The sequence below is a fragment of the Bacillus sp. NPDC094064 genome, assembly GCF_050279585.1.
GTDB lineage: Bacteria > Bacillota > Bacilli > Bacillales > Bacillaceae_G > Bacillus_A.
This window is the reverse complement of sequence record NZ_JBNNUI010000002.1, coordinates 312,045-330,616: the sequence shown is the minus strand read 5'-3', so window position 1 is coordinate 330,616 and position 18,572 is coordinate 312,045. Positions and strand designations below refer to the sequence as shown.

At 36.5% G+C, this 18,572-nt stretch carries 21 protein-coding genes; 1 reads left to right on the top strand and 20 read right to left on the bottom strand.

The features are described 5' to 3' along the window. Window positions 1-54: 54 nt before the first annotated feature. From ACQKNI_RS06330 to ACQKNI_RS06235, 20 genes are all read right to left on the bottom strand, one after another. Window positions 55-591 (bottom strand): ReoY family proteolytic degradation factor, encoded by a 537-nt coding sequence (locus ACQKNI_RS06330; RefSeq protein ID WP_088231578.1) that lies wholly within the window; start codon window positions 589-591, stop codon window positions 55-57. 73 nt (window positions 592-664) lie between these two features. Further along, window positions 665-1,927, bottom strand: coding sequence for a tetratricopeptide repeat protein (locus ACQKNI_RS06325; RefSeq protein WP_088231579.1), 1,263 nt, complete (start codon window positions 1,925-1,927; stop codon window positions 665-667). A 494-nt stretch (window positions 1,928-2,421) separates the two neighbouring features. Further along, window positions 2,422-3,534, bottom strand: a complete 1,113-nt coding sequence (hisC, locus tag ACQKNI_RS06320) for a histidinol-phosphate transaminase (protein ID WP_088231580.1) — start codon at window positions 3,532-3,534, stop codon at window positions 2,422-2,424. 127 nt (window positions 3,535-3,661) lie between these two features. Next, window positions 3,662-4,747 carry a 3-dehydroquinate synthase gene (gene aroB / locus ACQKNI_RS06315; protein WP_088231581.1) on the bottom strand — a complete coding sequence of 362 codons (1,086 nt, stop codon included), beginning with the start codon at window positions 4,745-4,747 and terminating at the stop codon, window positions 3,662-3,664. Then, entirely contained in the window at window positions 4,747-5,919 is a 1,173-nt protein-coding gene (gene aroC / locus ACQKNI_RS06310) for a chorismate synthase (protein ID WP_088231582.1), read from the bottom strand. The genes aroB and aroC overlap by 1 nt, the downstream gene beginning before the upstream one ends. A 285-nt stretch (window positions 5,920-6,204) precedes the next feature. Then, window positions 6,205-6,651 (bottom strand): nucleoside-diphosphate kinase, encoded by a 447-nt coding sequence (ndk, locus tag ACQKNI_RS06305; RefSeq protein WP_000415881.1) that lies wholly within the window; start codon window positions 6,649-6,651, stop codon window positions 6,205-6,207. 124 nt (window positions 6,652-6,775) lie between these two features. After that, window positions 6,776-7,738 carry a heptaprenyl diphosphate synthase component II gene (gene hepT, locus ACQKNI_RS06300; RefSeq protein WP_088231583.1) on the bottom strand — a complete coding sequence of 321 codons (963 nt, stop codon included), beginning with the start codon at window positions 7,736-7,738 and terminating at the stop codon, window positions 6,776-6,778. 31 nt (window positions 7,739-7,769) lie between these two features. Next, window positions 7,770-8,483: a 2-heptaprenyl-1,4-naphthoquinone methyltransferase gene (gene menG / locus ACQKNI_RS06295; RefSeq protein ID WP_088231584.1), complete on the bottom strand. Its 714-nt coding sequence runs from the start codon at window positions 8,481-8,483 to the stop codon at window positions 7,770-7,772. A gap of 29 nt (window positions 8,484-8,512) precedes the next feature. Continuing rightward, window positions 8,513-9,262 (bottom strand): heptaprenyl diphosphate synthase component 1, encoded by a 750-nt coding sequence (locus ACQKNI_RS06290; RefSeq protein ID WP_140417413.1) that lies wholly within the window; start codon window positions 9,260-9,262, stop codon window positions 8,513-8,515. A 212-nt stretch (window positions 9,263-9,474) separates the two neighbouring features. Beyond that, window positions 9,475-10,044 carry a GTP cyclohydrolase I FolE gene (gene folE, locus ACQKNI_RS06285; RefSeq protein ID WP_001151482.1) on the bottom strand — a complete coding sequence of 190 codons (570 nt, stop codon included), beginning with the start codon at window positions 10,042-10,044 and terminating at the stop codon, window positions 9,475-9,477. A 120-nt stretch (window positions 10,045-10,164) separates the two neighbouring features. Then, entirely contained in the window at window positions 10,165-10,437 is a 273-nt protein-coding gene (locus ACQKNI_RS06280; protein ID WP_001043860.1) for an HU family DNA-binding protein, read from the bottom strand. A gap of 298 nt (window positions 10,438-10,735) precedes the next feature. Then, window positions 10,736-12,214 (bottom strand): stage IV sporulation protein A, encoded by a 1,479-nt coding sequence (gene spoIVA / locus ACQKNI_RS06275; protein ID WP_000416519.1) that lies wholly within the window; start codon window positions 12,212-12,214, stop codon window positions 10,736-10,738. Between the two features lie 242 nt (window positions 12,215-12,456). Next, complete coding sequence (locus tag ACQKNI_RS06270; protein ID WP_088231585.1) at window positions 12,457-13,170, bottom strand: hypothetical protein; 714 nt, start codon at window positions 13,168-13,170, stop codon at window positions 12,457-12,459. Window positions 13,171-13,235: 65 nt separating this feature from the next. Next, entirely contained in the window at window positions 13,236-13,439 is a 204-nt protein-coding gene (locus tag ACQKNI_RS06265; RefSeq protein WP_088231586.1) for a DUF2768 domain-containing protein, read from the bottom strand. Window positions 13,440-13,707: 268 nt separating this feature from the next. Further along, the gene (locus tag ACQKNI_RS06260; protein WP_000369752.1) at window positions 13,708-13,959 is read right to left on the bottom strand and encodes a stage VI sporulation protein F; all 252 of its coding nucleotides are present in this window, start codon (window positions 13,957-13,959) and stop codon (window positions 13,708-13,710) included. A 118-nt stretch (window positions 13,960-14,077) separates the two neighbouring features. Further along, complete coding sequence (locus ACQKNI_RS06255; RefSeq protein WP_098840927.1) at window positions 14,078-15,100, bottom strand: NAD(P)H-dependent glycerol-3-phosphate dehydrogenase; 1,023 nt, start codon at window positions 15,098-15,100, stop codon at window positions 14,078-14,080. Between the two features lie 18 nt (window positions 15,101-15,118). Beyond that, the gene (gene der, locus ACQKNI_RS06250) at window positions 15,119-16,429 is read right to left on the bottom strand and encodes a ribosome biogenesis GTPase Der (RefSeq protein ID WP_001125893.1); all 1,311 of its coding nucleotides are present in this window, start codon (window positions 16,427-16,429) and stop codon (window positions 15,119-15,121) included. Window positions 16,430-16,553: 124 nt separating this feature from the next. Then, the gene (locus ACQKNI_RS06245) at window positions 16,554-16,739 is read right to left on the bottom strand and encodes a capping complex subunit for YIEGIA (protein ID WP_088231588.1); all 186 of its coding nucleotides are present in this window, start codon (window positions 16,737-16,739) and stop codon (window positions 16,554-16,556) included. Continuing rightward, window positions 16,736-17,629: a YIEGIA family protein gene (locus ACQKNI_RS06240; RefSeq protein ID WP_098840928.1), complete on the bottom strand. Its 894-nt coding sequence runs from the start codon at window positions 17,627-17,629 to the stop codon at window positions 16,736-16,738. Before ACQKNI_RS06240 ends, ACQKNI_RS06245 begins: the two co-directional genes overlap by 4 nt. Next, the gene (locus tag ACQKNI_RS06235; protein WP_427282273.1) at window positions 17,622-18,233 is read right to left on the bottom strand and encodes a YphA family membrane protein; all 612 of its coding nucleotides are present in this window, start codon (window positions 18,231-18,233) and stop codon (window positions 17,622-17,624) included. Before ACQKNI_RS06235 ends, ACQKNI_RS06240 begins: the two co-directional genes overlap by 8 nt. Window positions 18,234-18,350: 117 nt before the next feature. On the opposite strand from ACQKNI_RS06235, the gene ACQKNI_RS06230 reads away from it, so the two are divergent. After that, entirely contained in the window at window positions 18,351-18,485 is a 135-nt protein-coding gene (locus ACQKNI_RS06230; protein ID WP_000513900.1) for a YpzI family protein, read from the top strand. Window positions 18,486-18,572: the final 87 nt, after the last annotated feature.

Here is an 18,572-nt window from a genome sequence, read left to right as displayed (position 1 = left end):
GTTTTTCTTGAAAAAATTCTGAAATTTGTAAAAAGTTAATAATCCTAATGAATTCTATAAAGTCTTTAGCTCTGCCGTTAACCTATGAAACGCTTCCTTATCTTGCTTATCCAACGCTTCATCAATTTGTTTCAAAAGACGTTCTTTTCTAAATGAAAATACACTCTCTTCTAAAAATCTCTCTGCCAGTAAACGGTCTTTTTCATTTACTTCAATATGCTTTGGTAAATATGGGTTTTCTTCTAATACAGCTACATAATTTGCATTTTGGAACGACGATTTAAAGTTGAGTTGAATATAAATATCTTCATCCCGATTTAAACGAATATCATGAAACGATTTTTCAGCATCTGTTGTCATAACATTTTGTTTAAAAAAGTGAAACGGTGTGTCTTTCACACAATTTGCTGACATTACTAAGCCACGCGGACAATATTTTGCATGCTCTACGAAGTGGACTTTATGCATTAATTGGTCGTGACTCATTAAATAATTCAAAATCCATACACATTCACGCTGTTTCAGTTGGTAATTATTCAAAAACCATTTTACAAAATCCTTCTTCTCGTTTACAGAAACAGGGGTATTCATAGCAATTAAGTCCCTCCTCTGTCTTTCTCTTTTCTTTTTAGATTCAAGAAGCGGCATTCAGTTTCCTTCCAACTTATGAAAAATCCTCTAAATTATATAACAACTCTTCAATATGAATTTGTGTCGGGTCTAGTTGTATTAACTGTGTAAATACTTCTTTCGCCTCTTTTCGCATACCTTCTTCCAATAAGAAATAACCGTACTCTTCCAAGAAGTCTGGATGATTCTTAAAAGAAGTATATGCACTTTCATAGTGTTTTAATGCATCCGAATACATTTCTAATTGTTTTTTCGCAAACGCCAAGTCCCAAAGTAGTTGTGTATCTGGTTCTCCACTGTCAATAGCACGCTCTACAACTGCAATTAACTCTTCATACTTTTCTTGTCCTTTTAAGATATACGCATATTTCAATGTTGCCCCAAGGTGTCCAGGATCTAACTCAAGCGCTTTTTGAAGTACTTCTTCTGCTTCTACTACTTTTCCTAATTTGGCTGCAATGTTCGCTAATTCTACGTAAAACGGAACAGAAAGCTCATCTACTTTAATTCCTTCATGAAGTGTTTCATAGCTTTCTTGAAGCATTCCTTCTTTTTCATAGCTTTTCGCTAAATACATGTATAGTGATGCGTACTCAGGGTCTAATTCCTTTAATTCTTGCCAAGCACCAATTGCTCTTTGATATTCTTCGCCTTGGTATAATGTAAAGGCATATCCAAATAATGAATGAATATCTTTTTGCTCTTCTAAGCCTGCTTCATAGTAAGAGATTGCCTCTTCCCAGTTTCCAATCGCACTTAACGTTTCTGCAAGACGAAGTGCAATCACAACACCACCCATTACTTTATGTTCTGCTAATAGCGACTCGTAATAAGTAATTGCCTTTTGTTCTTCCCCTTTACTACTATATAATTCTGCTAATCCAAACGAAATAACAGGTTCGTCAGGCATCATTTCTTTCGCCTTTAATAGTTTCTGCTCTGCTACATCATCAAAACCTTGCATTTGGAATAAATCCGCAACAAGTAATAACGATTGAACATATAAATCATCATTTTCTGGAATATCATGAAGCACTTCAATCGCTTCATCCTCTTTGTCTAAATCAATATATAATTCTGCTAAAAATACCGTAAATTCACTTTCTTCTGGATACAGTAAGCGTAAGTCTTCAGTAATTGCTAGCGCCTCATCCATAAATCCAAGTGTATGGTAATAGCGAGCGATATCATACTTCTCTTCATCATTCGCAATTTGTAATTGTTCTTTTAATAATTGTAACCCTTTTTCCGCTTCTCCATTTTCAATATATGAAACAGCTTGTTCAAACTTTTGCATAAACGTCTCCTTTAATTCTAAAAAATATTCTCTTCTGTTCATTTACCCTGCTATTAACGGGCAGTAAGACCCCCACCTCAAAAGTCAGCTAAGGCAAAGAAGTTAGTTTTGGGATCAACTGCCCGTAAAAGCCCGATTGGTTCAACTAATAATCAGCGGGGGATAAACATCCCCACTGATTAAAGTTTCACCTTATCATAAGCAACTCACTGTAAGAACGCAACCTTTAGAATGAGCATACTTCTTCTTGTACTTTCTCTTATAGCGCGGCTCGTTGTTCAAAAGGTTCTCATATGACACCGATACCGCATTCCTACTTTCTATTGTACCGTTTTCTTTCATTACCGTGCAAATAACTTTCCTCGTTGATTATTAAGTTATATAAATCGATCTTTACGAGCCAACCTGACTACCACACTTCAACCCCTATTAAAAATAGGATTCTTACTACCTTACATAAAAAAGGCACCTATAATAGGAGCCTTCACAATTTCTTAAGAATATGTTTCCTCTTTCTTTACCTTCTCATTTACAAGCTCTTTCAGTAATTCTATAATTTCATCATTCTCTTCTTTTAAACCGACTGTAATACGAATACCGTCATGTATGCCAAATGCAGCACCAGAACGAACAATATATCCGTTTTTCATTAATCGTTCGAAAGCTTCATTACCAGGAATACCAAGTTTTAAGAATATGAAATTTGTTTGAGATGGATAATAGAATACGTTATATTCCTTACAAAATGCATAGTATTGATTTAGTCCTTCAGCATTCTTCTGCACACATTCTTCTAGAAACTTTTGATCTTCTAATGCAGCTATTGCTACAGATTGCGCTACAGTCGATGTATTGAATGGTAACCTTGCTACTTCTAGCTGCCCAATTAACTTCACATTACCAACCGCGTATCCAATACGAAAAGCAGCTAGGCCATATGCTTTTGAAAACGTGCGTAAAACCATAAGGTTTTCATACTTTTCAAGAAGAGGCAATGTTTGCGGATAATCTTCCGCTCCCGCATATTCATAATATGCTTCATCCATAATAACGAGCGCTGACTTAGGTACTGATTCTAAAAATGAAAGTAACTTTTGTTTCTCTACATATGTACCTGTCGGGTTATTCGGATTACAAATCCATACAATCTTCGTTTTGTCATCTACTTGCTGTAACATTGCATCTAAATCATGAATACCATCTTTAAGTGGTACTTCACGAACTTCTGCCCCTTCAATAACAGCATGGTGATAGTATTGCGAAAAGGTAGGATTCGCCATTACAACATTTGTACCTTCATGTAGTAATGCACGGCTAATCATTTGAATGACTTCATCTAATCCACTACCAAATAACAGTTGTTCCGCATTTACACCTACATGCTCTGCTACTTTCGTCCGAAGTTCAAAGGCATGTCCATCCGGATAAAGAGCATATTGGCCCGCCAAAGAAGCTAACGCTTCTGTCACACGTGCTGAGCAACCAAATGGATTTTCGTTCGATGCTAATTTCACAATTTTTGATAATCCATATTCCCTTTTTACTTCTTCAATATTTTTCCCAGGTACATATGCTCTTAAAGTTAACAATTGCTCTTTCACTCTCATTTCTCTTCCCCCAGTCATTTGATTCAATTCAATTACAATATGGTTATAGTTCCTTACTGCAATCTCTTTTTATAACTGTCATGATTACGAGAATACTTTTACACACGCATTCCATATCTCTACCCTTTTATGCCATATCCTTTTGAAATGCCTCTAACGCAATATGAACAGTCTCATCTGAAATAGATACGACATTTACTACCCCATATTCCTGCATAAGCACCATATGAATTGTTCCTGCATTTGCTTTCTTATCTTGTTTCATCAATTGAACAAGGCGCTCTACATTTAAATCACTTGGCATTTTTGGATAGCCGTACTTCAAGAACCACTGTTTCATCTCTTCATAGGCAAGATCAATCTTGTACACTTGTTCACTTAAGAATATAGCAAATAACATACCAACAGCTACTCCGTCACCGTGAGTAATATTTCCATACCCAATCTCTTTTTCAAGAGCATGACCTAGCGTATGTCCAAAGTTCAAATGGGCACGTACACCTTTTTCTGTTTCATCTTGGGCTACAATATTGGCTTTTACAGGAATCGCCTTCGTTAATATATGAATTAACTTCTCATCACGAAGTTCTGCTAATGTTTGTACTTCTTTTTTTAACCAATGATACAGCTCAACATTACCAATAAGAGCATGCTTTATCACTTCTGCGTAACCTGAACGCCACTCTTTTTCAGGAAGCGACTGTAAAAACGGCGTATGATATACAACCGCTTCTGGCTGATGGAATGCACCGATCATATTTTTCCCTAACGGATGATTAATTGCTACTTTTCCGCCTACTGCACTATCATGAGCTAATAAAGTTGTTGGAACTTGGACAAAACGAATGCCACGCATAAACGACGCAGCGACAAACCCAGCCAGGTCTCCAATCATTCCGCCTCCAAGTGCAATAATTAAAGAATTTCTATCTAATTTATTTTCAAGAGCTGAAGTATGAGCCCCGTAGAAGTTTTCAAAAGACTTTTCTTTTTCACCACTCGGTACAACAAATGAAAATACTTGTTGCTCTACTTGCAATGCATCAACAACTGTCTGTAAATGTAGAGATGCAACAACTGCATCTGAAATGATCATTACATTAGATACAGCTGGCTGCATATTTTGAATGAGTGTTTTCAAATGTGACAACACTTCTTTTCCAACATGTACATCATATTCTTTTGATTTCGTTTGAATATGTATGTTTCCCATTAAAATCCCCTCGCATATTCATTATGTTTCTCAATATTTTCACGAATAAGGTCCATACGATCTACTCCAAATTGTTCTAGTAAAGCTGTCGCTAATTCCCAAGCAACAACCGCTTCTGCAACGACACTAGCTGCCGGTACAGCACAGCTATCTGAACGTTCAATACTCGCTGTAAAAGGTTCTTTCGTATCTATATCCACACTTTGAAGAGGTTTATATAGTGTAGGTATCGGTTTCATCACACCGCGTACAACAATTGGCATACCAGTCGTCATGCCCCCTTCTAATCCACCTGCATTGTTCGTTCTTCTTGTATATCCATGCTCTTCATCCCACAAGATTTCATCATGAACTTCACTTCCCGGTCTATGAGCTGCTTCAAAACCAATTCCAATCTCCACACCTTTAAAGGCATTAATGCTCATAATTGCCGCTGCTAGTTTCGCATCCAATTTTCGATCATAATGCACATAGCTACCTACTCCAATTGGCATACCTTCCACAACTACTTCAACAATGCCACCGATTGAATCACCATTTGACTTTGCATCATCAATTGCTTTCATCATTTGTTTACCAGCTTCGTCATCTAAGCAACGTACAGGTGATTCTTCTGTTATACTTTTTAATTCTTCAATTGAACTATATGTAATCTCCTTAGCCAGTACACCGCCAATCTCAATTACATGTCCTGCCACTTTAATACCCAATTCCGCCAAAACTTTTTTCGCAACCGCACCAGCAGCAACACGTACTGTCGTTTCACGTGCCGACGAACGTTCAAGTACATTTCTCATATCCCTATGACCATATTTAATCGCACCATTTAAATCCGCATGCCCAGGCCTTGGCTTTGTCACTTTCCTTTTCATTTCTTTTTCTTCTTGCTCAGTTAAAGGCTCTGCTCCCATAATTTTCGTCCAATGTGCAAAATCACGATTTTCAACAACGAGTGCAATAGGAGAACCTAATGTTTCTCCATGTCTAACACCACTTACAATTTGCACTTGATCTGTTTCAATTTGCATGCGTCTACCACGACCATATCCCTTTTGCCTTCTAGCTAATTCTTCGTTTATATCATCCGCAACTATTGATAGTCCCGCTGGAACACCTTCTATAATCGTTGTAAGTTGTGGACCATGAGATTCACCAGCTGTAATATATCGCATACGTTATTCCTCTTTTCGCATATGTATTTATCTCACTATATTAAGCAATAATATCAATTTCCGTTATTCTAAAAATATGAAAGAAATTATACCGTAAATCGACCATTTACTTCTTCTCGTTCTATACTTCCGATAGGCCTTTTACTTTACATACCAATATATCATAACAGCTTTAACTTCGTAACTAATTCAAATAAAAAAAGTGCAAGAAGAATACCCCTATTCTTCTTGCACTTTTTACTATTATCACCGTTATTAAAGCGTTTACAAATTATTTCAAAATAATTAGTAAATCCATTCATTCATTAATTTTGAGTAGTCTACTAATTCTTCTTCTTTAAAGAAAATAGCAATCTCGCGCTCTGCGCTTTCTAAAGAATCAGAACCGTGGATAATATTTTTTGCAACAGTTACACCGAAATCTCCACGAATTGTTCCAGGAGCTGCTTCATGTGGTCGTGTTTTACCCATCATATTGCGTGCTGTATCTACTACACCTTCACCTTGCCATACCATTGCAAATACAGGACCAGATGTAATAAAGTCTACTAATTCACCAAAGAAAGGTCTTTCTTTATGCTCACCGTAGTGTTCTCCAGCAATTTCCGGAGTGACTTGCATTAATTTTGCACCAACTAATTGAAAGCCCTTTTTCTCAAAACGAGCTACAATTTCCCCAATGAATGCACGTTGTACACCGTCTGGTTTTACCATTAGAAATGTTTTTTCCATAAAAAATCTCTCCACTTCTGAATTATGTATGTAATTGTATATCCCCACACACATAGTAACACCCTTATCACAATTGTGCAATAGTTTTGAAAAGGAGAGATTTTTTTATTTTTTAGAAAAAACACTAAAATTTTCGTTTCCCAATATACTTTGCTACATTTTGCAATGCATACTTCGCTTGTCCGCGCGGGAGTGGTTTTATTATTTCCAATGCTTTATGTAAATAACGTTCACTAAACGCAAATGCTTTATCAATAGCATCACTATTCTTCACAGCCTCAATAATTTCTTTCATTTCATCAGCTGCTGTATTTTCATGTACAGATGTGATTTTCTTACGAAGTACTGGGTCTTCCATAGCATATAAAGCAGGAAGTGTAATATTTCCTTGCAATAAATCACCACCGGCAGGTTTTCCAAGTTTCGCTTCCGTTGAAACGAAATCTAGAATATCATCAATAATTTGATATGACATCCCTACAAAATACCCATACCAAAACAGACGATTTACCGTATCACGATTCGCACCAGAAGCAATTGCTCCCAACTGACAACTCGCAGCAATTAATAATGCTGTTTTTCGCTTTATCCTTCTTAAATACGTTCGCAAGTTTTGGTCATAATTATATTTATCTTTAATTTGTTCGATTTCACCTTTACAGACTTCTAAAATTGTATGTGATAGCGCCTGATGCGCCTCTGGAATTTCGATATTTGTTACACATTCAAGAGACTTAGCAAACAAATAGTCTCCTGTATACATCGCAATACGATCTCCCCATTTTGCATTCACAGTCGCACTACCACGTCGTAAAAATGCAGCATCAATAACATCATCGTGAACAAGAGAAGCCATATGAATAAGTTCTAATGCAACAGCAACATGCTTAATTGCGTCTAACTTATAATCTCCAAATTTCCCTGCAAGTAACACAAATACGGGCCGAATTCGCTTCCCACCAGCCTCGATAAGTTGTAATGCCGCTTCTTCTACTAATGGCTGTTCAGAAGCAACCGTCTTTTTTAATTCTTTTTCTATCACATTAATATCCGATCGTAAAAAAGAGTACATAAGTTGTAACTTCATATTGTTCACCTTAACCTAAAACGTCTTTTTTCTATTTTGATTCTGGTTTAATACCTAAATGCATCGCTGCTACTCCAAAAGTAAACGGCTTCACTTGTACACGTTCAAGTCCAGCTTCCTCAAACATATGAGCCAATTCCTTCATCCCTGGGAATGTACTTGCCGATTCCTGAAGCCATGAATATTCTTTATAACTTTTCGCAAACATCTTTCCAAATAACGGCATGATATATTTAAAGTATAAAATATATCCTTGTCGAAAACCAATCATTGTTGGCTGCGATGTTTCTAAACAGATTACTTTTCCACCTGGCTTTACTACACGCGTCATTTCTTTTAATACATGCATATAGTCTGGCACATTACGCAAACCAAATCCAATCGTTACGTAATCAAATGTATTATCTTCAAATGGAAGTTCCATTGCATTCCCATGTAGAAGTTCTACTTGCTTTAATTGTAAAGCCTCTACCTTTTGCTTACCGACAGATAACATATTTTCACTGAAATCCAAACCAACAACCTTCCCCTGCTCGCCTACCGCTCCAGCTAACGCAATTGTCCAGTCCGCTGTCCCGCAGCATACATCAAGCGCTTTACTGCCCGGTTGTACATCCATAATACGCATCGTCTCTTTACGCCATGCCTTATGTCTTTGAAAACTGATTACAGAATTCATCACATCGTATTTATCAGAGATTTTTTCAAATACATCGTGTACTCTTTCTTCTTTTGATTGTTGCATGCTCGTACCTTCTTCCAATGTAAAATTGCTTATGTCTTCGATTTATCTTTTAACACAGAATTGATTTCACTTATGTCTGTGTGATTTTCTAAAAATTGATTTTCTTTCTTTCTCAGTTCCATCATCCAGCCATTAATAACGGTTTCTGCATCTGCTTCATCTCTCAAGATCTCTTGAACCGCTTGAAAAACAGGTGAATGTTGTTTATCAGCGTGCAATTGATACTCTTTTTGGAGACGATTTTTTCCTAACACATAAGTTATAAATGGCTTCCAATGCGATACATGAAAATGATCACACGTTTTCTGCAATAACGCAGACTCAATCGTTATTACACTTTTCATTATGTCCTCAATCGTTTTATGTGCTTTTTGATATAACATAATCTTATGTTCATTGATTTCTTTAATTCCTTCAGCAAGCGCACGAATTAAAACAATATCACGATTCATAGACAATAAATAATAATATAACCCACTATAGTAATCACCTGCAAGTACTGTTAATTGGCGACGTTTATGCGATTCAATCGCTTCTTCACCTGCTTTATTTGATACTCTTTCATGTGTATCAAGCGCAATTTGTACTAGCATAATCGTTACTACATAATGCTCAATTTTTTCTATATGTAAATCCGCACTCTTTAAAGCCCCATATAGCAATGCTATTTTTTCTTCATCAATAAATGGTTCTTCAATATAGTTTATAAAATAAGGATGGCGCAATTTCTCCATCAATTTCTCTTTTATACCCGCATACCCTCCGTAGATGTCACACACAAAAATCACCCTTGTTTTCTAATTCATAAAACTTATTATAACACATACATTCTATTTTCTATAACCAAAACTTGGTTACTCCTTCCAAACCTCCGCTGAATTAAATAACATCTTCCATTCTTTTAAATAGTCTTTCCATTCTCAATCTGCCCAACTAAAACTATATCATTTATTCACATAAAAAAAAAAGAAAAGCAGTTTCCCGCTTTTCTTTACTTTGTTTTAATGAAAGATAAAATTTCACTACGCGCCGCCGCATCATTTTCTAGCACACCACGGACTGCTGTCGTTACTGTTTTCGCACCTGGTTTTTTCACACCGCGCATAGTCATGCACATATGCTCTGCTTCTACTACTACCATAACACCATGCGGCTCTAGTACTTCCATAATAGAGTTCGCTACTGTTGAAGTAATACGTTCTTGCAGTTGTGGACGACGTGCAATTGTGTCTACAGTACGGGCTAATTTACTTAAGCCCGTCACCTTTCCGCCTTGCGGAATATATGCAACGTGAGCAACTCCATAGAAAGGAACTAAATGATGCTCACACATCGAATAAAATGGTATATCTTTTACTAATACAAGCTCTTCGTGATCTTCTCCGAATACTTTATGCAAATGTTCTTTCGGATCTTCATGCATGCCTGAGAACACTTCTGCGTACATTTTCGCAACACGCTTTGGTGTATCAAGTACTCCCTCGCGATTTGGGTCATCTCCGATTGCCTCTAAAATAAGGCGTACTGCATGTTCAATTTGTTCTAAATTAACTTTTGCCATCCGCTAGCCCTCCCGAAAACCTAAAAGTGATACGAACACATTCTAGCATATTTATGTTTTTAAAAGCAAAAAGAAGAGTTCCCAAAAAGGAAACTCTTCTTCCCTGTTAATATGTAAGGATTATTTAACCGCATCTTTTAACGCTTTACCAGGTTTGAATGCAGGTACTTTACTTGCAGCGATTTCAATCTCCTCACCTGTTTGTGGGTTACGACCTTTACGAGCCGCACGCTCACGAACTTCGAAGTTACCGAATCCGATCAGTTGTACTTTATCACCTTGTTTTAAAGCTTCTAAGATAGAATCAAAAACAGCGTCTACTGCTTTTGTTGCGTCCTTTTTAGAAAGGGAACTTGCTTCTGCAACAGCATTGATTAAATCTGTCTTGTTCATGCCATTCACCTCCTCCCAAAGATAAGACTGTATAATGATCATAAAATGAGTCTTACTTTCATTTGTAGGCAATTTTTGCAAATTCTATACTACAAAGATGTAGATAAATCATTATCAACGCCTATATTATACGATTCTCCTTTATAATTCAATATTTTTAAGGAAATTGTTACTCTTAAAATGTGAAAATCTGATGAAACTTGACAATTTACAACAATATATTAGATAATGGCTGTTTATTTTTCTATTACATACGTAAAAACAAAAAAATCCCTCTACAATGAGAGGGATTTTTTTCTTACAATATGATCGCAATTAATCCGCCAGATCCTTCATTAATAATTCTTTCTAATGTTTCTTTTAATTTATATCTAGCATTTTCTGGCATTAAAGATAGTTTCGCTTGAATTCCTTCTCGAACAATAGAGCTAAGCGAACGTCCAAATATATCAGAATTCCAAATTGATAACGGATCATCTTCAAAATCTTGCATTAAATAACGGACTAATTCTTCACTTTGCTTTTCAGTACCGATAATTGGCTCAAACGTTGACTCCACATCTACTTTAATCATATGAATAGATGGAGCTACGGCTTTTAACTTCACACCAAATCTGGAACCGTGACGAATAATTTCTGGCTCATCTAAGCTCATATCTGCTAATGCAGGCGCTGCTACACCATATCCTGTTTGTTTTACCATACGCAGGGCATCCGCCACTTGATCATATTCTATTTTCGCATGAGATAAATCGAGCATAAGCTTCAATAAATGATCTTTCCCTCGAATTTCTACTCCTACTACTTCTTTTAAAATTTGATCATATAATTCATCTGGTGCATATAAATCAATCTCCGCCACACCTTGCCCCATGTCAATACCAGCTAGGCTCGCTCGATCAATAAATTCATATTGACTAAACTGCCAAACGACACGGTCCACATCACGAAGACGTTTTATGTCCTTCACAGTCTCTTGAACTGCTTCCTGATAGCTTTGGCGTAACCAATGCCCTTCATTTAGCACCATTACCCAACTTGGAAGGTTCACATTCACTTCTAAAACCGGGAACTCAAATAGCGCTTCTCGAAGCACATTATACACATCTGTTTCTCTTAAACTCTCTACACTCATCGCAATTACCGGAATATCATATTCTTCTGATAAACTTTGGCGTAATTGCTCTGTATCCGGATGATACGGCTGCACAGTGTTAATAATCATAATGAAAGGCTTTCCAACTTCTTTTAACTCATTTACAACGCGTTCTTCTGCCTCTATATAATCTCTTCTTGGAATTTCGCCAATCGTTCCATCTGTTGTGATTACAACACCAATTGTTGAATGTTCTTGAATTACTTTACGTGTTCCAATTTCTGCAGCTTCATGGAACGGAATAGGCTCTTCATACCAAGGAGTATTAATCATACGTGGGCCATTCTCATCTTCATAGCCTTTTGCTCCTGGAACCGTATACCCAACGCAATCTACTAATCGAATATTCACTTCAAGACCTTCATCTACTTCGATAGAAACCGCTTGGTTTGGAACAAACTTCGGTTCCGTCGTCATAATTGTACGACCAGCAGCACTTTGAGGCAGTTCATCCTGCGCTCTTTGACGGTCAGACTCATTTTCAATATTTGGAATAACTACAAGTTCCATAAATTTTTTAATGAATGTTGATTTCCCTGTTCGAACAGCTCCTACAACTCCAAAATAAATATCACCGCCTGTGCGTTCCGCAATATCTTTAAAAATATCTACCTTTTCCAAGTGATTCCCTCCCTCAAAATTTTTGGGAATAATTCCGCGTTTATAGTCAACTAATACCTTCTCTAACGTTGCCTATAATATCTGATATAATATAATGGTATTCTAGAAGTTCGGACAATATATCATATAATTTTGTCCAATTTCATATGACTATTTAAAAATATCTTTTGTTTGCATCACAAGTTGTATAACATAAAAAACCTTTCTTCTAGAACTTATTCGCTAAAAGAAAGGTTCATGACTTATGATTTAAAAAAAATTGGTTCTCCATCCTTTATCGTATACGGCAGAGAATAAGCAGGAACAAATGGAGAGTCTTTCAATAGTATATTCCGAATATCTTCCCCTTCCTTAAATTGACCTTCATTTTTTTTCAAAGCTTCATACAAATCGATTCTATAATCAACAAAAACTTCTCCTTTTTCATTAATTACAAAAGGTAACCCTTTACCAGAATACGGACTTGTCACTTGCGGTACATCTTTATATCCTAGTTTTTTGAAATCTAATTCATAGACACCATCTGCAATTACTTTTTTAAAAGGTGGATATTGATGTTCATCACGATACATTTTAAGTTTCAATGTTAATTCCTGAATTTGGTCAGCCATCCTTACGTCAATTAACTTTACCGTGGGATTTGTTTCAACATCTATTAATACATATTGATATACTCCACCACTTTCATATGCGTTCCCTGGTGCGTCTTGTATGTAACGCGGAGCAATTTTTTGAAAATCGATTGGATACTTTTGATAAATAGGCGTATTCATATCCCGCGTCTTAATTGGTAATAAACCATTCGTTTGTTCCTGATATGTAGTAATAGCTTTTTGAACAACTTGTAACTGATCTTCATAAGGAATAGCGTTTTGTTTCATATTTTCTTTCGGATACATACACCCCGTTAAAATGCTTATGCAACAAAATATTAAAATAATATGGATTTTTTTCACTAGTAATCACCTTTTCATGCTAGTATTCCTTACCACTTATGTAACATTTACTACGTAAATCGCTTTTATTGCTCAACAGGTCCACTAAATACAACAAGAAAAATAACAATTCCGGACACAATCATAAGAGTGTATGCTACTAACGCTGTAATCCCTTTCAAAAACTTATTCTTTATTTTATGCCTACTTAATAAAATAAAAGCTACTGCAACAAACATAAATCCCATTGCCCCTAAGGAAAACCACATTTTTATAAGCCCTTCTGACATATACACACCCCTTTGTATTAACCTATTTTTATACTATTTTAACAAATTAAAATCTTTAAACAAATACAAAAAAATAACATTTTACTACAAATTGCGAATATATAACTTTAATCAACAGGTTTTTTCACAACTTTCACTAATCTAGATAAAAATAAAACCGAAGCGAGTGTCTCTCTCGCTCCGGTTGACCAAATATGCCCAAATCAGCTCTATTCCCATACTTTCATGGCTATCATATGCAATCCACAAACTCTTTGTTTCTCATATTTTATTTTTTAAACATTTTACTTAACGAGCCAAAATCCGCTGGCATATTATTATTAACAATCGCTTTTACAATTTGATCCTCTTGTTCTTTCGGCACTTCACGTCCTGCCATTAGAGCAACTTGATGAATCAATTGACGAAGCACTTTCTCATCACGTAAATTCGCATTTTGCACAGATGATGCTAATTTAAAAATATCTTCTTTATTCACTTTCGCTTCTTTTTCAATGTTATTAAAAATGTTATTATCCATTCTTTTCACCCTCTCCTCAAGTTACTCTTCATCCTATGCAAAAATAAAAATATGGTGAAAAGACCCAGGGAAAAATAAAAAACGACAGAAGTACACTTTGTACTTCTGTCGCTTTTATTTACAGTAAATCAGGTACAGCTTCCACTTCATGTTTTTTCACACGTCCCATCAATGAGCCTACCGCATCTTTCACGTTATTCCCATTAAACAGCACGTCATATAAAGCAGCTGTAATCGGCATTTCAACTTCCATTTTCTCTGCTAATTCATGAGCAGCTTTCGTAGTTCTTACACCTTCTACAACCATACCCATATTTTCCAACACTTCTTCTAAAGAGTGTCCTTTTCCAAGCATATTTCCAGCTCGCCAATTTCGACTATGAACACTTGTACAAGTTACAATTAAGTCTCCCATACCAGTTAAACCAGCAAATGTTAACGGGTTTCCACCCATTTTTCTTCCTAAACGAGCAATCTCTGTTAAACCACGTGTCATTAATGCCGCTTTTGCATTGTCACCTAATCCAAGTCCATCAGTTATTCCAGCAGCTAATGCGATAATATTTTTTAACGCACCACCAAGCTCAACTCCAACGATATCTGGATTTGTGTATACACGGAAGTAACCATTCATAAACAAATCTTGTACTTCCTCAGCCGATTCCATACGCTTTGCTGCAGATGTAACAGTTGTCGCTTGACGTAAGCCGACTTCTTCAGCATGACTCGGTCCAGACAACACAACAACATCTTTAATTAAGTTCTCTGGAATTTCTTCCTCAATCATTTCCGAAATACGTTTTGACGTACCCGGTTCTATTCCTTTACTCGCATGAATCCAAGTAATTGGTTCTGTAACAATTTCTTTCATCTCTTGTAATACATCTCTGTACGCTTTCGTCGGTACTACTAGCAGTACTGTATTTACATCTACTAATGCTTCTTCTAAAGAAGAGTAGGCTACGATTGTGCTTGGCAATGTAATTCCTGGAAGGTATCGGCTATTCTCATGTTTCGTATTAATCTCATCCATAAGTTCAGAACGATTTCCCCAAATACGTACATCATGCCCATTGTCAGCTAATACCATCGCTAACGCTGTTCCCCAGCTACCTGCTCCTATTACTGTGATTTTTGTCATAAAATCACATCCTCTCCATTAGTCTCTTGCTCTAGCGATAATGTGAATCGGCGTTCCTACAAAGCCAAATGATTCACGTAAACGATTCTTTAAGAAGCGCTCATATGAGAAGTGCAATAATTCCGGATCGTTTACAAACACAACAAATGTTGGTGGTTTTACCGCAACTTGTGTTGCATAGAAAATTTTCAGACGGCTACCATTATGAGTTGGCGTTGGATTCATCGCTACCGCATCCATAATTACGTCATTTAATACATTCGTTTGAATACGGATGCTATGACTTTCATTTACCTCATCGATAACTGGTATTAACGTTTGTGTACGTTTTCTCGTTTTTGCAGATAAGAACACAATCGGTGCGTATTCTAAAAATTGGAAATGAGCACGGATATTTTCTTCAAATGCTTTCATTGTTTTCTCATCTTTTTTCACTGCGTCCCATTTGTTTACAACGATAACAACAGCTCGTCCTGAATCATGAGCATATCCAGCAATTTTTTTATCTTGTTCAATAATTCCTTCTTCACCGTCTAAAACGACTAGCACAACGTCAGAACGTTCAATCGCTCTTAGCGCACGAAGTACACTATATTTTTCTGTACTTTCATACACTTTTCCTTTTTTACGCATACCAGCTGTATCGATAATTACATAATCTTTTCCGTCTTTACTATACGGTGTATCGACAGCATCACGAGTTGTTCCTGCTACATTACTAACAATTACACGCTCTTGACCAAGAAGAGCATTTACAAGTGATGATTTCCCTACGTTTGGACGTCCAATTAAAGAGAAACGAATTGTATCTTCATCATATCCGTCTTCTTCAATCTTCGGAAAATGCTGTGCAGCTTCGTCTAATAAGTCACCTAATCCTAATCCATGTGTACCTGAAATTGGGAATGGTTCACCAAATCCTAACGCATAAAAATCATAAATGTCACTGCGCATTTCCGGATTGTCCACTTTATTTACTGCAAGTACAACTGGTTTATTTGAACGATATAATATTTTCGCAACTTCTTCATCAGCTGCTGTTACACCGTCACGACCATTTGTCATAAAAATGATAACATCTGCTTCATCTATCGCTACTTCAGCTTGTTGACGAATTTGTGTCAAAAACGGCTCGTCTCCAATATCAATTCCACCTGTATCAATAATGTTAAATTCATGATTTAACCATTCTCCAGCGCTATAAATACGATCACGCGTTACACCTGGAATATCTTCTACGATTGAAACTCTTTCTCCAACAATTCTATTGAAAATAGTAGATTTCCCTACGTTCGGGCGGCCTACTATCGCTATTACTGGTTTCGGCATATACATTCATCCTTTCAACTTGCTTCTGTTTATTATGTAAAAAACCCTTCTTTGTGCAAGAAGGGATTTGCATTCCAGAATATTTCTCAACGTATCAAAACACCTCACATTATAACACACGTTGCTAATGTTTCACAATAATATATACATTCTCTTGTAAGCGATGCGCAATTCCATCTAAAATTGCCTCTAAATTATTTGCAACAAATTCTAGTTCCTCTGTCGAGTCACAAGTAAATAAAGGCGCACCACCTGCAAACTTCTCTGGCACTGTTGTAATAACCGCAAGAATAACACTCTCTAACATCATCTCTTATCTCCCTTTCCTTTCGGGGCTTCTGATGACATATGGACAGCACTTTCTAACGTCGGTACATTCCCTATGACCCCTATCGCTTTCTCTGCATCTTGATCTTGTGGTAAGACAAAGATTCCCACCCTACCATCCTCTAAATCACGCTTTGCTAACGGTACAAGCGCAGGTGTACCTGAATCTCTATAAATCCCTAACGCCACCGAAACATCGTGTAAAATAGCTTGCCGTTGCCCTAAATTTGCGATGGTTACCATCGCATCAATTGATTTTGGTTTTAAAATAAATCCCATGCCATATTTCATAATCTCTTCTTGCCTTGCCGGCAATCCAATATTCATAATATAAATATTATCAATATAAAGTCCTGCTCCTTCAAAATGAAGCGGAACATGTTCAATATCTACAAGGTCATGAAGTCTTCTACCAGACATTAATTTTTTCGCAATAAAAAATGCGAGTATAGCCATAATTACTCCAGCAATCCACGAATGGAATCCTATATACGCAAACGTCGTTGCAAACGACGTTAACATCGCCAAATAGTTACGACTTTCAAAAACTAATGCAATCCCTTCAATATATGTATTTCCACGTGGTACGAGCTCATATCCATCTAATTGTTGAAGTGTATTTCTTTCCATATTACGTACATCACGAAATTGCGTTGCTGCTAACGTAAGAAATGTAATGGCAGAAAAATCTTTTTTCAAAATGGACGGGATAGCAATCGCCCCTAAAGCAGCTGCAATTAATCCCATTGCAATATGAATAATTTTCCCGTGAAGCCTCGTCGGATATTGCCTCGTATCCGTCCGAAGCATTAACACCCTCGTTACTGTCCCTGCTATTACGCCGCATAAAATGGCCGGTGTATATTCAGTCATGTATTACCCTCGCCTTTCTTTTACGTGCTTTTCTCTTATACTGTTCCATGTATACTGATGCTTTTGCAATCCAAAACAAAATTGCCATAAAAAATGTGGAAACGGCGACGATATCAAAAAACGCTAAACTACCGTAATCATAAGGAAAATGTAGTTTCCGAAAAATAAGCGTCACTAACAATTCTCCTTGTAGCATTCCAATATAAAGGGAACATAATCTTAATACGCGATCTCCATGTAATAAAACCGATGCATACACAAGAGCACTACTTAACAAAAATAATCTGTCCACCACAATCCAAATTGGATCATATACTTCTAACAAATAAAAACTCGTATATAACATTGCAATAATAAGTGCCGAAAGTAAGCCATATAATTTTTTCCAAACAGAATATAGCGCGATTCCTATAAAAGAAATAATACAAAGCAACAGAGCATTTACTGATACTGTGAATGAAGCAATCGTCACATGTAACGGAGAGCAAATTATAAAAATCAATATACAAGCGCTTAACTTCCACCGAATAGCGTCCTTTTTCATAAAGAAAGTTACGATAATCCACCCTATCCAAGCTACAAAATAAAAAGTATTCCCATCCATCATTTCACCTCCTATGTTTTCCATTATGGGAACTTTTTATGAAAGTTAATCCCTCTTTCTTTACGCATAGTTTTTTCATATAACAGCAACACTTTTAATAAGGAGGTGCTATTCACAATGGGTAAAGATCGCCAAGAACGAAAACTAAGAGAATCACGCCGCGTTGAATCTGATCGCGACCAATCACTTCAATATCCAGGCGCAACTGGACTTGATACACCAGAGCAAGCTCGAAAGCAGAATCAGCACTAATCATACAAAAAGACGGTTTCGATATTGTACGAAACCGTCTTTCACATAACAATTTTTATTCACAATATAATTCTTTTATTTTCGTGT